Source organism: Echinicola arenosa (genome assembly GCF_014841125.1).
In the GTDB taxonomy this organism is placed as follows: Bacteria; Bacteroidota; Bacteroidia; order Cytophagales; family Cyclobacteriaceae; genus Echinicola; species Echinicola arenosa.
In genome coordinates, this window is the sequence record NZ_JACYTQ010000006.1 from 284,294 (window position 1) to 299,828 (window position 15,535).

General features: G+C 38.2%; 15 protein-coding genes and 2 tRNA genes. 15 read left to right on the top strand and 2 right to left on the bottom strand.

Features of this window, described 5'->3' with window-relative positions:
* The first annotated feature begins 1 nt into the window (after position 1).
* From IFO69_RS16820 to IFO69_RS16870, 11 genes are all read left to right on the top strand, one after another.
* Positions 2 to 628: a polysaccharide deacetylase family protein gene (locus IFO69_RS16820; RefSeq protein WP_192011287.1), complete on the top strand. Its 627-nt coding sequence runs from the start codon at positions 2 to 4 to the stop codon at positions 626 to 628.
* Positions 625 to 1,719, top strand: a complete 1,095-nt coding sequence (locus IFO69_RS16825; protein WP_192011288.1) for a glycosyltransferase — start codon at positions 625 to 627, stop codon at positions 1,717 to 1,719. The genes IFO69_RS16820 and IFO69_RS16825 overlap by 4 nt, the downstream gene beginning before the upstream one ends.
* Complete coding sequence (locus IFO69_RS16830) at positions 1,719 to 2,495, top strand: TatD family hydrolase (protein WP_192011313.1); 777 nt, start codon at positions 1,719 to 1,721, stop codon at positions 2,493 to 2,495. The genes IFO69_RS16825 and IFO69_RS16830 overlap by 1 nt, the downstream gene beginning before the upstream one ends.
* Positions 2,492 to 3,568: an asparaginase gene (locus tag IFO69_RS16835; protein WP_192011289.1), complete on the top strand. Its 1,077-nt coding sequence runs from the start codon at positions 2,492 to 2,494 to the stop codon at positions 3,566 to 3,568. Before IFO69_RS16830 ends, IFO69_RS16835 begins: the two co-directional genes overlap by 4 nt.
* Positions 3,569 to 3,775: 207 nt before the next feature.
* Positions 3,776 to 3,863 (top strand) — tRNA-Ser (locus tag IFO69_RS16840).
* A 299-nt stretch (positions 3,864 to 4,162) separates the two neighbouring features.
* A complete protein-coding gene (locus tag IFO69_RS16845) occupies positions 4,163 to 4,978 on the top strand; it encodes a MotA/TolQ/ExbB proton channel family protein (RefSeq protein WP_192011290.1) in 816 nt (271 codons plus the stop codon).
* A gap of 58 nt (positions 4,979 to 5,036) precedes the next feature.
* Positions 5,037 to 5,366 (top strand): hypothetical protein, encoded by a 330-nt coding sequence (locus tag IFO69_RS16850; protein WP_192011291.1) that lies wholly within the window; start codon positions 5,037 to 5,039, stop codon positions 5,364 to 5,366.
* A gap of 6 nt (positions 5,367 to 5,372) precedes the next feature.
* Positions 5,373 to 6,005 (top strand): ExbD/TolR family protein, encoded by a 633-nt coding sequence (locus IFO69_RS16855; protein WP_192011292.1) that lies wholly within the window; start codon positions 5,373 to 5,375, stop codon positions 6,003 to 6,005.
* 2 nt (positions 6,006 to 6,007) lie between these two features.
* Positions 6,008 to 6,472 (top strand): ExbD/TolR family protein, encoded by a 465-nt coding sequence (locus IFO69_RS16860; RefSeq protein ID WP_192011293.1) that lies wholly within the window; start codon positions 6,008 to 6,010, stop codon positions 6,470 to 6,472.
* An 83-nt stretch (positions 6,473 to 6,555) separates the two neighbouring features.
* Positions 6,556 to 7,854, top strand: a complete 1,299-nt coding sequence (locus IFO69_RS16865) for an MFS transporter (protein WP_192011294.1) — start codon at positions 6,556 to 6,558, stop codon at positions 7,852 to 7,854.
* An 11-nt stretch (positions 7,855 to 7,865) separates the two neighbouring features.
* Positions 7,866 to 9,377: an NAD(P)H-hydrate dehydratase gene (locus IFO69_RS16870; protein ID WP_192011295.1), complete on the top strand. Its 1,512-nt coding sequence runs from the start codon at positions 7,866 to 7,868 to the stop codon at positions 9,375 to 9,377.
* Between the two features lie 49 nt (positions 9,378 to 9,426).
* On the opposite strand, the gene asnS is transcribed toward IFO69_RS16870, so the two are convergent.
* Entirely contained in the window at positions 9,427 to 10,878 is a 1,452-nt protein-coding gene (gene asnS / locus IFO69_RS16875) for an asparagine--tRNA ligase (protein WP_192011296.1), read from the bottom strand.
* Positions 10,879 to 11,083: 205 nt separating this feature from the next.
* Between asnS and rpoN the strand changes: the two genes are divergently transcribed.
* The 3 genes from rpoN to IFO69_RS16890 all read left to right on the top strand — a co-directional run bounded on the left by rpoN (position 11,084) and on the right by IFO69_RS16890 (position 13,940).
* Positions 11,084 to 12,535, top strand: a complete 1,452-nt coding sequence (rpoN, locus tag IFO69_RS16880; protein ID WP_192011297.1) for an RNA polymerase factor sigma-54 — start codon at positions 11,084 to 11,086, stop codon at positions 12,533 to 12,535.
* Between the two features lie 86 nt (positions 12,536 to 12,621).
* The gene (locus IFO69_RS16885; RefSeq protein ID WP_317173480.1) at positions 12,622 to 13,158 is read left to right on the top strand and encodes a phosphatase PAP2 family protein; all 537 of its coding nucleotides are present in this window, start codon (positions 12,622 to 12,624) and stop codon (positions 13,156 to 13,158) included.
* A 2-nt stretch (positions 13,159 to 13,160) separates the two neighbouring features.
* A complete protein-coding gene (locus IFO69_RS16890) occupies positions 13,161 to 13,940 on the top strand; it encodes an enoyl-CoA hydratase/isomerase family protein (protein ID WP_192011299.1) in 780 nt (259 codons plus the stop codon).
* Between the two features lie 56 nt (positions 13,941 to 13,996).
* Here the strand turns inward: IFO69_RS16890 and IFO69_RS16895 are convergent, their stop codons facing one another.
* On the bottom strand, positions 13,997 to 14,734 hold the full coding sequence (locus IFO69_RS16895) for a porin family protein (protein ID WP_192011300.1): 738 nt from the start codon (positions 14,732 to 14,734) through the stop codon (positions 13,997 to 13,999).
* Between the two features lie 242 nt (positions 14,735 to 14,976).
* Between IFO69_RS16895 and IFO69_RS16900 the strand changes: the two genes are divergently transcribed.
* A tRNA-Arg gene (locus IFO69_RS16900) sits at positions 14,977 to 15,050 on the top strand.
* Positions 15,051 to 15,535 lie beyond the last annotated feature (485 nt).

Consider the following 15,535-nt stretch of genomic DNA (forward strand, 5'->3'; position numbering starts at 1 on the left):
TATGATCATTCATTATGTGCCTCGACTTATCAAACGCCTTTTTCCAAGATATGTCTGGAATAAATCCAGGGAGGAGGCTAAGGTTTATTTGACTTTTGATGATGGACCTGTTCCGGAAATCACCCCTTATATTTTGGATCAGCTATCTGAAAGGGGAATGAAGGCAACATTTTTCATGGTAGGAGATAATGTTAAGAAATACCCGGAAATTGCTCAGAGGGTAGTGGAAGAAGGACACCAAATCGGTAACCATACTTTTAACCACTTACAGGGGAATAGAGTAAACACCGCAACTTATATTAATAATGTGTCTTTTTGCAATGATATCATCCAGGAGGTAACCGGTAAAGTGACAGGCTTGTTTAGGCCTCCTTATGGGAGATTAAAACGGAGCCAGTTAACAGTGCTTTCAGATCAATACCAAATCATCATGTGGGATGTGCTTTCGGGAGATTATGATCCGCGACAACCTCCAAAGCAATGTTTGTCCAAAACAATAAAATACACCCAAAATGGTTCAATTATATTATTTCATGATCAGCTAAAAACGGTCTCTATTATCAAGAAAGTTTTACCATCATACCTAGACTATCTACAAGACCAAAAATATCAAACCGAAGTGTTATGATGCTCTTCATTGCATTGATATTAGTTGTTTTGTTATTGGTCCAGGACTTCCTATTGTTTTTTTTTATTCGTTTCAATTTTAAAGATTACAGTAAAAGGAATGTTGATTTACCTATGGTGTCGGTTCTTTTACCTGCTCGAAATGAGGCCGGTACTATAAAAGCATGCCTTAAGTCTTTTGAGTCTATAAATTACCCTCCTCAAAAGATTGAATTTATAGTAGGTAATGACCAAAGTGAAGACCATACGGGACAGATTTTAAGAGGTTGGTCCAATAAAGTTTCCAATCGTACTTATGTGGAAATAGAAACGCGCTATTCCCATCTTAATGGCAAGGCCAATGCTTTGGCACAAATGGCACAAGTGGCCAATGGAGAGCTTTTGCTGTTTACAGATGCGGATTGCAGGGCTAATGAGTTTTGGGTAGAGGAAATGGTTAGCGCTTTTGAACCCCAATATGGGCTAATAGTTGGAGTGACAGAGGTGGTGGGTGAAAATATCTTTGAGAGGCTTCAAGGAATGGATTGGTGGATTACCCTTGGGATGATTAAAGTCACCGCAGATTTGGGGAAACTATTAACTGCTGTCGGGAACAATATGCTGGTAAGCAGGGAGGCTTATGAAGCTATTGGAGGCTATGAGTCACTTGGATTTTCAGTGACGGAAGATTTTGCACTTGGACAAGCCGTGATGGAAAAAGGGTATCATCCAGTTCATCAAATGACTTCTAGAAGTTTGGTATATACTAAGGGCGAAAAAAACTTTTTTCAGCTGATGCGCCAAAGAAAGCGATGGATGCGTGGAGCTTTGAGCTTACCCTTTCGATGGAAACTTTTGCTGGTACTGCAGGCTTTGTTTTTTCCTGCCATCATTACAGTGCTTGTTTTTAACATATGGCTTGGAGGATTAATATGGTTAGGGAAAATATGGGTTCAAGCTGCGTTTATTAAGAAGTTAACCCATAATTGTAAGGGTAAAGTGAATTGGGGAGAATTATTTATTTTTGAAGTTTATCATCTAGTAATTTCATGGTCAACAATAGTGTATTATTTTTGGCCTTCGAAAATTAATTGGAAAGAGAGGAGATACTGATGCATTTTATTGATACCCACGCCCATATTTATTCCAAAAAGTACGATAGTGATAGAGATGAGGTGATTCAACGGTGTAGGGAGAATGGTGTGGATAAGATATATATGCCCAATGTGGATGTGGAATCCATAGATGCCATGTTGGAAGCTGAGCAAAAATACCCAGACATGTGCGTCCCCATGATGGGGCTGCATCCCTGTGATGTGAAGAAGGGTTTTGAAAAAGAGCTCTACATTATGGAGGATTGGTTGGCCAAGCGTGAGTTTGTCGCCATCGGGGAGATAGGTACGGATCTTTATTGGGATAAAAGTCTTTTTGAATTGCAAAAGGAGGCTTTGAAGGTTCAGATTGCTTGGGCAAAAGAAAAGCATCTGCCTATCATACTTCATTGTAGGGAATCCATTGATGAGACCATTGAAATTATAAGGAAAGAGAAAGATGATCTTTTGACTGGGATTTTTCATTGTTTTACTGGTTCCCTTAGTCAAGCAAAGGAAATTATTGATATGGGATTTTTGTTGGGCATAGGTGGTGTGTCAACATTTAAAAATGGAGGTTTGGATAAAGTGTTGCCTGAAATAGGCCTTGAACATCTCGTTTTGGAAACGGACGGGCCTTATTTGGCTCCTGTGCCGCATCGAGGGAAAAGAAATTCTCCAGAATATATTCCAATTATAGCAGAAAGAGTAGGCGATTTGACAGAGAGTACAATTGATAAGGTCGCTGAAATTACTAATTTGAATGCCAACAAAGTTTTTAACCGATCTAATGTATGAATTATAAGATCGTAAGATTAAATACCGCCGCAAAGAGCGAAATCAAATCCTCAGTTTTGATCATTTATACAGGGGGGACTTTGGGAATGGCTTATGATGAGTCAGGTTCCTTGGTGCCCTTTAACTTTGGTCAGATCCTGGAGAAGATACCCAATTTGACCAATATGAATATTGCCATTACGGTGATATCATTTCCCGAACCGATAGATTCTTCTAATGTCAATATGCAGCATTGGGTGGATATGGCTTATATCATATATGAAAATTATGATACTTATGATGGTTTTGTGGTGCTTCATGGGACAGATACTATGGCCTATTCGGCTTCAATGCTGAGCTTTATGCTAAAAGGACTGAGTAAACCCGTGATCTTTACTGGAGCCCAACTTCCCATTAGTGCAATGCGCTCAGATGCTAGGGAAAACCTGATGACTTCTTTGGAGATAGCTATTTCCAAAGCCAATGGCAAGCCTATCGTACCTGAAGTTTGTATCTTTTTTAACCACTTGTTGCTGAGAGGTAATAGGGCCAAGAAGATGCAGAGTGTGCATTTTGATGCATTTGAGTCTGAAAATTATCCTCCACTGGCTGAGTCGGGCATTGTGATCGATTATAATTACTCTGCCATTAAGCCATTTAAGGAAGGGGTGCAGTTAAAGTACCTCAACAAGCTGGATAAGCGGGTAATGATCCTAAAGCTGTTTCCGGGGATTACATCTGAAGTCATAGACAGTTGTTTCAGAATTGAAGGTTTAAGGGGAGTGGTAATGGAAACCTATGGTTCGGGAAATAGTCCTACTGAGCCTTGGTTTATCGAAAGTGTTCAGAAAGCAGTAGAGAAAGGGATAATTATTCTAAATGTTTCCCAATGTAATGGTGGTAGGGTAATCCAAGGTAGGTATGAAACAAGTAAAGAACTAAAGCGACTTGGGGTGCTTAGTGGAGGAGACATTACTTCAGAAGCTGCCATATGTAAGATGATGTTCCTGCTTGCCAATGAGACGGATGAGGATGAAATTAGAAGGAAGCTGATAACTCCTATTGCAGGAGAGATGTCATTGACCAGCAATTGATCAGGCTTCGATGAATTTTCTTGCAAATAGCCATAAGAAATATAAAATTTTTCAATAAAACAAAGGGTTGATAATCAGGTTGCTAGTAATGGGTAATGTTTGAATACAGCCTGAAATCGCGTATTTTTGCTTAAATAAGCTTTCGTTTATTTGCAGGAACTAAATATTATATATTTATTTGTCGCTTCGATTGTTAGCGAGAAATACAGAGAGGTGTCCGAGCGGTCGAAGGAGCACGCCTGGAAAGCGTGTATACCCCTAAAGGGTATCGAGGGTTCGAATCCCTTCCTCTCTGCACTTTACACCCTGTCAATACCATTTGGATATAGGATGGCCAATAATGTTCTTTCAAACTACTGCTCTGATTCATAATTATTTTACCGTTTGTCATTCTTATAAGTAAAGCTTTTTTAGTTCATAAAAAGATGGTTACCTTGTAAGGAAGTATGGAAAATGGGGAGTAGTATTAGATATAAGGAAAAAATTATAACATCATCCCTTGTCATTTGAATTGAAAAAATTATATCTTTAAAAGCTCAATATTAAAATTAGAAACCGTTTAACCTTTATTTAAAGTCTATTAAAAACTAAATTATGAAAAAGTTAATCGCTTTGTTCATGCTTACCGGACTGCTTTTATCTCCGGTTATCACAAAAGCACAAGACACCGCAGAAGAGACTTCTGCTGGAGACACTACTGAAATGATGATGGAGGAAGAAGTCGCTCCAGATCCTGCGCCAGTGATGGCTGATGACGAGATCGTGGTAGAAGACCAACCGTTCCACCAAATAATCAAGGATAAGTTCATCGAAGGTGATCCTACCTTTATGACTCCGGTATTGATCTGTTTGATTTTGGGTCTTGCAGTAGCTTTGGAAAGAATCATTACCCTTAACCTTTCTACTACCAACACCAAAAAACTTCTTGCTAAAGTAGAAGATGCTCTTGACCAAGGCGGTATCGAAGCTGCTAAAGATGTTACTAAAAGCACTAAAGGTCCAGTAGCTTCTATCTTTACCCAAGGTTTGATGAGATATTCTGAAGGTATTGAGATGGTTGAAAAGTCAATCATTGCCTATGGTTCTGTTGAAATGGGCCGTTTGGAAAAAGGATTGGTTTGGATTTCCCTATTTATCTCCCTTGCTCCAATGCTTGGTTTCATGGGTACAGTAATTGGTATGATCGGTGCCTTTGACTCTATCGAAGCAGCTGGTGATATCTCTCCATCTCTTGTAGCAGGTGGTATTAAAATTGCCCTTTTGACCACTGTAGCTGGTTTGATCGTAGCGATTATCCTACAGTTGTTCTATAACTATTGTGTGGCGAAAATCGACTCTTTGGTAAACGATATGGAGGATGCTTCTATCACTTTGGTAGATATCCTTGTTAAGCACAAGTTGACTAAATAATAGTCTGCTGTTTGTAGCTTTCATTAAATAAAATTTATCAACCAAAGAACTAAACGATATGGATTCTTACGATATCATGCTATATGTGAGTTATTTGTTGATTGGATTGGGGATATTATTTGCAATAGTAATGCCCTTGATCAAGTCAATCGATAACCCAAAAAGTTTGCTTAAGATAGGTGTCGGTGTAATTGGTGTTGCGGTATTGTTCTTCATTGCCTACTCTGTGTCTGGAGATGAGGTATTACCAAAATTCGCCGTTGAACCGTTCAACTTAACCCCAGGAGCTTCTAAGGCTGTTGGAGGAGTATTGCTAACTACTTACATACTATTCTTTCTTTCATTAGTAGGAATTGTATTTACTGAAATAAGTAAAATCATAAAGTAATTTAAGATGGCAAGAAAGAAAAACCGAATGAGTCAGGAGGTAAATGCAGGTTCCATGGCGGATATCGCCTTCTTGCTACTTATCTTCTTTCTTGTAACAACAACAATTGCTTCTGACAAAGGTATCACGACCATCTTGCCTCCTAAGCAAGATCCTAATGTGCCACCACCTGATATTAAAAAGAATGAGAGAAATATTTTTAAAATATTGATCAATTCAAACGACCAATTACTGGTTGAAGATGATTTCAGGGATAACTCCGAGGGATTGGATCAGGAAGTTAAAGAGTTTGTTTTAAACTTTGGAAATCCTGATCAAGAGAATATGGATCTTTTTAATAGCCTACCTCCTTCACTGAAAGGAGAGGCAGGTAGAAGTCCAGAGTCCTCTGATCACCCTAATGAAGCAGTAGTATCTATCAAGACCAATCGTGGTACCAGCTACGAGCTATACCTAGAGGTGCTTGATTTAGTTAAGAAAGCGTATTTTGAGATCTATGCTGAAAGAGTGGGATTGACAGCTGATGAATACAGGGCACTGTCCAGTAGAAGTGCAGCCGAGAAAGAGTTGATGGAAAGAGGTAAGGAGAATATCCCAATGGCAATATCGATCGCTGAACCAGATAAAACAGGAGAATAATTATGGCTAAGTTTAAGAAAAAAACAAAGACTGAGGAAAGTATTCCTACATCAGCCTTGCCGGATATTATCTTTATGCTTTTGTTTTTCTTTATGGTGACCACTGTATTGAGAGAACAAGAGTTACTGGTAGAGCAGAAGTTGCCTCAGGCTTCTCAGCTTCAAAAGCTAGAGAAAAAGTCTCTGATATCTTACCTTTACGTAGGTAAGCCTAAAAATCCTAGTATGTATGGTAGCGAACCAAGAATTCAGGCAAATGATGCTTTGATCACTACCAATGATATTTTGCTTTGGGTTAACCAAGAGAAGGATAACTTATCGGAAGCTGAAAGAGATCAAATTTATATTTCCCTAAAGGCTGACCGTGATGTGAAAATGGGGCCGATAGCTGATATACAGCTAGAACTTAGAGAAGCAGATGCAAGAAAAATTCTTTATGCTTCGGTTGGTAAAACAACAGCTGAGTAACTGGAAATAGTTGAAGATTAAAAAAAGCTACCTTATCGCATAAGGTAGCTTTTTTATTTTGATATCAAATAAAATCCACATGGATGAATCTTGACCGTAAAAAAGTGCATTTTGCATGGGCTATGTATGACTGGGCCAATTCAGTCTATAGTCTAGTGATTACTTCCACGATATTTCCAGTATATTATAATAGTGTCACCAAGTCTGTTTCTGGGGGTGATATAGTATCTTTTTTTGGATTTGATATTGTGAATACGGTTTTGTATTCCTGGTCGATTTCCTTTTCTTTCCTTGTTATAGCCATCCTTTCACCACTTTTGTCCGGTATGGCTGATTATGGTGGAAAGAAATTACTCTTTATGGAGATATTTGCCTTATTGGGTTCTATATCTTGTATAAGTTTATTTTTCTTTGATGGATCGAATCTTGAATTTGGTATTATTTGTAGTGTTTTGGCCAGTATAGGATATGCCGGTAGTATTGTGTTCTACAATGCTTTCTTACCTGAGATAAGTAATAGTGATGAATATGATATGCTTAGTGCGAAGGGTTTCGCATTAGGTTATATAGGAAGTGTAATTTTACTCATCATTAATCTCTTGATGATTCAAAAGCCAGAGTTCTTTGGAATTGAAGATGGAGGAGTTGCTGCTAGATGGTCTTTTTTGATGACAGGTGTTTGGTGGGCAGGCTTTGCATTGATTCCGTTTAATGTTTTGCCTAGAAATTCCAGGAAAAAGGATCAAGAGACTTCTTTGCTTTGGGCTGGATACAAAGAAATCCGTACTGTCTTTAATGAAGTAAGGAGGAAGTCTGATATGAAGCAGTTTTTGCTTTCCTTTTTGTTTTACAGCATGGGCGTTCAGACAGTAATGTATATGGCTGCTTCATTTGGAGATAAGGAATTGGCACTGGAAGGTGATAAACTGATCATTACAATTTTGATCATTCAGGTAGTGGCTATTTTGGGAAGCTACTTCTTTGCTTGGATTTCTAAGCTAAAAGGGAATAAGTTTTCCCTTATGAGCATGGTGATCATATGGATAGGAATTTGCCTTGCTGCATACTTTGTAACTACAGAATTGGAGTTTTACGCATTGGCATTTGTGGTTGGTTTAGTTATGGGAGGAATTCAAGCTATTTCCCGATCCTCATATTCTAAACTGATTCCAGAAGGGACAAAAGATACTGCTTCCTATTTTAGCTTTTATGATGTTACTGAAAAGTTTGGGATTGTATTTGGTACTTTTTCATATGGGTTTATAGAACAGTTTACTGGAAGTATGAGAGTTAGCTCTTTAGTACTTGGAATATTTTTTGTATTGGGTATGATGTTTTTGTTGCGAGTTAGGTTCCCGGGATATAAATTGGTAAATACTTAACGAAAAGAAAGATGCTTGAAATAATTTCTGGAAGATCAGTAAAGAAATTAGATGCTGACTTTATTAGTGATAGAGGAATTACGTCGCACCGACTTATGGAAAATGCCGCCCAGGCATTTTGTGATTGGTTTGAAAAGAAATACCATAGAAATGATAGAATTGGTATTTGCTGTGGGCACGGTAATAACGGGGGAGATGGTTTAGCAATTGCAAGGTTATTATGGAGAAAAGGGTTTGATGTAGTTGTTTTCTTGGTAGGGGATCATGATAATGCATCAGCTGACTGTAGGTTAAATAGAGAATTGCTACCTGACAAATTACCTGCAGTAAGCTTGACAGAAGAAGATATCCAACATATCGAATTTGATTTTGATGTGATCATAGATGCTCTTTTGGGAATTGGAGTTAATAGACCGCTGTCTGGCGATTTTTTAGCTTTGGTAAAAAGGTTAAATAGGCTTATCCATGTAAACAAAATAGCAGTGGATATTCCTTCTGGTTTGCCATCCGATGAATGTGTTGAAGGTGACGCTTTCATTGCTGATATTACTATTAGCTTTCAGTTTCCTAAATATTCATTATTATTCCCAGAGCATGCAGGATTTGTTGGTCATTTGAAGGTAGCTAATATTGGTATTAGCCAGCCTTTCTTTGGGCAGTTTTCAGAAGGTAAGTATTATTTGCAATATAAAGATGTGGCTAAGCGGCATTTAAGATTTGGAAGGTTTAGCCATAAAGGGGATTTTGGGAAAGTTTTGGTCTGTGGTGGAAGCTATGGTTCTATGGGCGCTTTAAAAATGGCAGCTACAGCATCATTGAGGACAGGAAGTGGCCTTGTTACTTGTTTAGCTCCCAAGTGTGGCATGGGGATATTGCAAAGTAGTCTGCCTGAAGCTCAAGTTTTAACTGGAGAAGGTGAAAATGAACTGGCTGGTTCAGTGGACAGCGAAAGTTTGTCTCGGTTCGATGCCATTGGCATAGGGCCTGGAATGGGAACAAGCCAAACCTCTAGCTGTTTTCTGGGAAAATTTCTTGAAAATTATAAAGGCCCTTTGGTAATTGATGCGGATGGCATAAATATCCTTGCCAAACAACCAGGTCTTCTAAATTATTTGAATGAGAATGTAATCCTTACCCCGCATGTGAAGGAATTTGAGAGACTGGTGGGCCCTTGCCAAAATCATAAAGAAAGACTTGACAAGGCTCTGGAATTTTCTATGAAACACGGATGCATATTGATACTTAAAGGGGCACATACCGCAATTTCACTTCCTAATGGAAAACAGTATTTTAATTCAACTGGAAATAAGCATATGGCAACTGGAGGTTCTGGTGATGTGCTTACGGGAATGATTACTTCTTTTCTTGGTCAAGGTTATTCTGTCGAAAATGCGGCTGTTTGTGGAGTTTATCAACATGGCTTGGCCGGACAAATAGCTTCAAAAAATAGATTAAGGGGGACAATAGCTTCTGATATTGTTGAGGCGATCCCAAGAACATATATTTTACTGAAAATAGACTAAAAAGAAAGCTCGAAGATATCTTCGAGCTTTCTTTTTAACTTGATCTTTCTTAAAATTCTGCGTTTCCAGGTGTTCTTGGAAAGGCTATCACATCCCTGATATTCCCCATTCCAGTGACAAATTGGACCATTCTTTCAAATCCGAGCCCAAAACCAGCATGTGGGGTGGTCCCGAATCTTCTCGTATCTAAATACCAGTACAGTTCTTCTTGGCTAATTTTCAACTCATCCATCCTGGCTGTTAGTTTTTCAAGGCTTTCTTCTCTTTGGGATCCCCCAACAATCTCACCAATACCTGGGAACAGAATATCCATTGCAGCAACAGTTTTCCCATCCTCGTTTTGCTTCATATAGAAAGCTTTGATTTCCTTAGGGTAGTCTGTCAGGATGACTGGTTTTTTGAAGTGTTTTTCCACCAAGAACCTTTCATGTTCAGATTGAAGATCAGCTCCCCATTCCTCAATTAGGTATTTGAACTTTTTCTTTTTGTTCGGCTTAGAGTTTCGAAGGATTTCAATGGCCTCAGTATAGGTCAACCTTTCAAAGTCATGTTCTACCACAAATTGAAGTCTTTCTAGCAATCCCATTTCGCTGCGTTCGTTCACCGGTTTCTTGGCATTTTCTTCCGCAGCTCTTTTATCTAAGAACATTAGATCTTCCTTACAGTTTTCCATCGCATAAGAGATGATGGACTTAAGGAAATCCTCAGCTAAATCTTGATTGTCTTCGGCATCGTAGAAAGCCATTTCTGGTTCGATCATCCAAAATTCAGCCAAATGCCTTGTTGTGTTTGAGTTTTCAGCTCTGAATGTCGGGCCGAAAGTGTAAATCTCTGATAGGGCCATGGCAGCCAACTCACCCTCCAATTGACCAGATACGGTTAGATTGGTTTCTCTTTCAAAGAAATCCTCAGTATAATTGATGTTACCTTCTTCAGTTAAAGGTGGGTTTTTAAGGTCTAAAGTGGTAACCTTAAAAGTTTCACCTGCTCCCTCGGCATCAGAAGCAGTGATAATAGGAGTGTGAATGTAAAAGAAACCTTTGTTATTAAAATATTGGTGCACGGCGAAAGCCAAGGCATGTCTGACTCTGAATACAGCGCCAAAAGTATTGGTTCTCATCCTCAAGTGGGCAATGTCACGAAGGAATTCCATGGAATGTTTTTTAGGCTGTAATGGGTATTTTTCAGCATCAGCCTCACCCAATACCTCAATACTTTCCGCTACTAGCTCAGAATCTTGACCTGATCCTTGAGAAGCGACTACTTTTCCAGTTACTTTAATACAAGCACCTGTATTAATTCTCCTTAAAGTGTCCTCATTAATGACATTCGGGTCTGCAACTACTTGGTAATTGTTAATAATAGAGCCGTCATTAACAGCAATAAAAGATACGCTTTTGTTGCTTCTTTTTGTTCTGACCCAGCCCATGATAGTAGCCTGTTCTCCGATTTTATCACTTTCCAGCAATAATTTAATCTTTGATCGTTTGTTGAATGCCATAAGAGTTGAATGTTATCTGCTATATAATTGACAAGTAAAGCTAATCAATGTTTTAAAATGGAATGCAAAAAAACGATATAATAAGCTTTTTGTCAAAATTTTGCTGTAATTTCCTAAATTTGAATGGGCAAATTGACCAAGGAGTAGGTTCCTTTTGAAAAGCCAATTATTTTTAAGAAAAGAAATATTTTAGAGTACGCTATATATGCAAAAACTTAATTTAAATCAGGTACTTTCACAAAAATTGAGTCCCCAACAGATTCAATTTATCAAGTTGTTACAAGTACCAACTGCTGAGCTGGAGGCAAGGGTAGAAGAAGAACTTGAAATCAACCCCGCTTTAGAAGAAGGAAAGGAAGAGAACGGCGAACAGCAAGAGGAGATATTGCAGGACAACTATGAGGAAGATAATAAAGATGATAAGGATATCAATCTGGACGATTATTTGACAGATGATTATGGGGGCTATAAAATGCAGGGGGATGGGAATTATTCTCCAGATGATGAAGATCGGGAAATGCCTCTTTCAAGTGGTACCTCTTTACACGAGCAGTTGCTTTCCCAATTAAGCTTTTTAAGATTGGATGAGCATCAGAAAGTAATCGGAAGACAATTGATAGGCAGCATTGAAAGTGATGGATATATCAGGCGTGACTTGGAGGCAATTATTAATGACCTTGCTTTTAGTCAAAATATAGAGACTGACTTGGACGAGGTTGAGGAAGTTCTCAGAAAAATCCAGAATTTTGATCCGGCCGGGATAGCAGCTAGAAGCCTTCAGGAATGTCTTATTATTCAGTTGGAGCGAAAAGAGCATCAGGAAGATGAAATCGTTCAAAAAGCACTGCAAGTTTTGAGTGATTGTTTTGAGGAATTCACCAAAAAACATTACGAGAAAATCTTAAAGCGGTGTAACCTCGAAGAGGAGGACTTGAAAGAAGTGATTAATATGATCACCAAGTTGAATCCAAAGCCGGGAGGAGGTTCAGATGGTTTGATGAGAACGCAGTATATAATTCCTGACTTCATTTTGAATAATGTAAATGGAAAATTTGAAATCAGCCTTAACTCGAGAAATGCGCCTGAACTTAGAGTGAGCAGATCTTACTCTGAAATGTTCGAGGCTTATGAGAAGAGTGATAAGAAGGATAAAAAGCTGAAAGATACGGTAAGTTTCGTTAAGCAGAAGTTAGATGCAGCGAAGTGGTTTATTGATGCGATTAAGCAGCGACAACAAACGCTCTTAAAAACCATGCATGCAATACTGGATTATCAGTCGGAATTTTTTGTGGAAGGGGATGAAACCAAGTTGAAGCCTATGATCCTAAAGGACATTGCAGAGAAAATAGATATGGATATCTCCACTGTTTCCAGAGTGGCCAATAGTAAAGCGATTCAAACAGAATTCGGTGTATACCCATTAAAATATTTCTTCTCTGAAGGGATCTCTACAGATGGTGGAGAAGATGTGAGTAACAGAGAAGTAAAAAGTGTGTTACAAAAGATGGTAGATAATGAAGATAAAAGAAAGCCGCTTTCGGATGATAAGTTAGTAAAGCTATTAAATGAGAAAGGGTACAATATTGCCAGGAGAACTGTGGCCAAATACAGAGAGCAACTTCAGATTCCTGTTGCTAGACTAAGAAAAGAACTGTAGTGAACAGAAATATTGCCCTGACCCTTTCTATAATATTTCAACCCTTATTAGTGCCTACTTTGGTGTTTACACTAATTTTGTATCTTGTGCCACAAGCGACACAGGTACCTCATGAAATAAAAGGGTCGATGTTGTTGATGGTTGTAGTCAGTACATTATTAATTCCTATGCTTAGTGTAATAGGTATGAAATATATGGAGTCCATCCCAAGTTTGCATATGGCAAGTAAAAGGGAAAGGTATTTGCCATTTACCACGGTGAGTATCTTTTATATTATAGTAACCTATTTTTTTTATCTCAGGCTTAATTATGATGATTTAATTGTTTTTAGTCTGGTTACTATGACAGGCTCAATTGTTTTATTGACGCTGGTTACTTTTTTTTGGAAGATCAGTGCTCACTTAACAGGCCTTTCAGGATTATTGGCTATAATGGTTGTACTTAGCTGGAAATACCCAAGTGCTTCGTTATTGTATCCGATGATCGTAACGATTGTATTATGTGGCGCAGTAGCTTCCAGTAGGCTTTACCTCAATGCCCATAAACCAGGAGAATTATTGGCAGGCTTTTGTTTGGGCTTTGGGACTTGTTTTGTTTCTTTTTACTATTATTTGTTAAGTTAAATATGGAATTACGACATCTTCAATATCATCATAAAGGAACTTGTGTAGAATTGGTGTTGGATCGCCCTGATGTATTTAATGCCTTAAATAAGAAATTATTACTTGAGCTTAGCTGGGCTTTTGATGAAGTAAAAAAGGACGATGGTATAAGGAGTGTAGTGCTGACAGGGCAAGGAAAAGCGTTTTGCAGTGGCCAAGACTTGAAATCGGTTGGTGGAGATTTGGAGAATATCCCATTCAGAGAAATTATAGAGGATCTTTACAATCCTTTAATTCTGAAAATGAGAAATAGTAAAAAGCCAATCATTTGTAAACTAAATGGAGTGGCTGCCGGTGCGGGTTGCTCTTTGGCGTTGGCTACAGATATAATCATAGCCAACAAAGAGGCGTATCTTGCAGAAATTTTTGCTCACATTGGATTGATTATGGATGCCGGCTCCAATTATTTTCTACTTGAAAGACTGGGGTATCCCTTGGCATTTGAATTGGCCACTACGGGGAGAAAGGTTTATGCAGATGAAGCAGAAAAGCTTGGTTTGATCAATAAATCTGTCGAGGCCATGAACTTGGATGATGTCGTATTACAGTTTGTGGAGATTTATGCAAATTCATCTGCTAGTTCGGTAGGGCTAATTAAGGAGATGTTAAATAATGCCCAAGAAATGAACCTAAAAGAGGTCCTTTCCATGGAGGCCGATTTTCAGGAGAGAGCAGGCAAGTCTTCCGACTTTAAGGAAGGGGTGATGGCATTTTTAGAAAAGAGGAAACCCAAATTCAAATAAAAAGCCTTCCAGCTAGCTGGAAGGCTTTTTAAACTTAAGTCTTTAACAATATAGCTTTAAAACAGTGCTACAGACATCCCGAAATTAAATTGGGTAGATTCTGTTTCGTAAGGGCCTTGTCCTGATTTGAAGACATCGTTCAGTCCGTAATAAGCCCAAAGGTTAAAGCCTGATAGTCCTACTCGAGTATACACGCCATACCTGAATTTATTAAGCCCAAACTCTTGGGAGTCTTTTATTTTTCTATTTACACCATCCGAATCTGTCAATTTGATTTTAGTATGCGCTTCATATAGCATACCTACTTTACCTCCTAGAGCAATCCTGAAGCCTTCGTTGTAGTCGCTTTTGTTAAAATGGTAACGTATTTCGACCGGAATATCTACATAATTTAGTGCCATGGTGTTTTTATCTACAGAAATGCCTTCACCATATATGTCATCAATATCAACTAACTGGCTTGAGTTTGTTCCTTTATCGGGGTCATTGATCAAAGTCATGTTGTCTTTGAAGGCGAGTTTATCAAGGCCAAGACCAATTCCAGGATTAAGTGTCCATCCTGATTTTTCTCCCAAATTTATTGGTCTTTGGAAATAAATGTTTGCGGTTTTAGAAGCGAAAAACTTTGTGCTTAAATCTTCAGGCCGATTATTAAGTATATTAAAACCTAGATCCAAAAATAGGTCTCCTTTAATGTCTGGCCTTCCTTGTATAGGGTTGGTAGTTTTACCTTCTTGTGCAAATAAACTGATAGGGAGCACAAAAACGAGCAAAATAATTATAAGTCTTTTCATGAAAGAGTATTTTGTATTTAATTTTCAATGGGCTAAATTATAAAAACTTACTTGATTGTAGGGGCTTTTTATCTTAATTATTCTTAATTGAAGGATGTCCTGAAGCATAGAAGGGAAGGTTTTTATTCCTTTATATTATATTAACAGAGTGATTTTGAAGGTGTTTTGGTTTTTTGTGTACAAAATGGCTTTATGGTTTTGATTATATTTAAATAACATCTACATTTGCAATCCTAAATGATGGCCTCGTAGCTCAACTGAATAGAGCACTTGATTACGGCTCAAGAGGTTCCAGGTTTGAATCCTGGCGAGGTCACAATAGCTCTTGTTAAAAGAAACAAGAGCTTTTTTAATGGACTTTCAGAATTTTCGGGGTTCATTTATGCTTGAAAGAAGGGGCGTATTAGAAATGTTTGAAGAATCACGATGGGCTTTACTCTTTATTGGTTTGAAAATCAGTTGTCTTGGTTTTTATTAAATAAAAAGTTGAAAAAAATCTTTGTGGTTAAAAAAAACTTCCTCACCTTTGCAATCCCAAACGAGGGAATTAGGTTTTGAAAATAAAAAGTAGCCGAGTTAAATGGGTTCTTTTGGTGAATTAACCTCAAAAAACTTTCGCAAAATTAATTATAAAAAAGTTGTTGCGAAACGGAAAAAAATCCTCACCTTTGCAGACCCAAAGGGGGATCGGGTTTCGGAAAGACGGAACAAAGCGGAGGTTTTGCAGTGAAAAGGTTTCAAAAAAATAATTGAAAGATTGTTTTGCGAAACAGGATTCTTTTTCGGAGCTTTGCACAGCGA

Excerpts from the sequence above, each read along its gene's own strand:
- IFO69_RS16830 (WP_192011313.1), top strand. The coding sequence starts at position 1,719 with ATGCATTTTATTGATACCCACGCCCATATTTATTCCAAAAAGTACGAT.
- IFO69_RS16865 (WP_192011294.1), top strand. The coding sequence starts at position 6,556 with ATGAATCTTGACCGTAAAAAAGTGCATTTTGCATGGGCTATGTATGAC.
- IFO69_RS16890 (WP_192011299.1), top strand. The coding sequence starts at position 13,161 with ATGGAATTACGACATCTTCAATATCATCATAAAGGAACTTGTGTAGAA.
- IFO69_RS16845 (WP_192011290.1), top strand. The coding sequence starts at position 4,163 with ATGAAAAAGTTAATCGCTTTGTTCATGCTTACCGGACTGCTTTTATCT.
- IFO69_RS16820 (WP_192011287.1), top strand. The coding sequence starts at position 2 with ATGATCATTCATTATGTGCCTCGACTTATCAAACGCCTTTTTCCAAGA.
- IFO69_RS16895 (WP_192011300.1), bottom strand. The coding sequence starts at position 14,734 with ATGAAAAGACTTATAATTATTTTGCTCGTTTTTGTGCTCCCTATCAGT.
- IFO69_RS16825 (WP_192011288.1), top strand. The coding sequence starts at position 625 with ATGATGCTCTTCATTGCATTGATATTAGTTGTTTTGTTATTGGTCCAG.
- IFO69_RS16860 (WP_192011293.1), top strand. The coding sequence starts at position 6,008 with ATGGCTAAGTTTAAGAAAAAAACAAAGACTGAGGAAAGTATTCCTACA.
- IFO69_RS16870 (WP_192011295.1), top strand. The coding sequence starts at position 7,866 with ATGCTTGAAATAATTTCTGGAAGATCAGTAAAGAAATTAGATGCTGAC.
- IFO69_RS16850 (WP_192011291.1), top strand. The coding sequence starts at position 5,037 with ATGGATTCTTACGATATCATGCTATATGTGAGTTATTTGTTGATTGGA.
- IFO69_RS16855 (WP_192011292.1), top strand. The coding sequence starts at position 5,373 with ATGGCAAGAAAGAAAAACCGAATGAGTCAGGAGGTAAATGCAGGTTCC.
- asnS (WP_192011296.1), bottom strand. The coding sequence starts at position 10,878 with ATGGCATTCAACAAACGATCAAAGATTAAATTATTGCTGGAAAGTGAT.
- IFO69_RS16835 (WP_192011289.1), top strand. The coding sequence starts at position 2,492 with ATGAATTATAAGATCGTAAGATTAAATACCGCCGCAAAGAGCGAAATC.
- rpoN (WP_192011297.1), top strand. The coding sequence starts at position 11,084 with ATGCAAAAACTTAATTTAAATCAGGTACTTTCACAAAAATTGAGTCCC.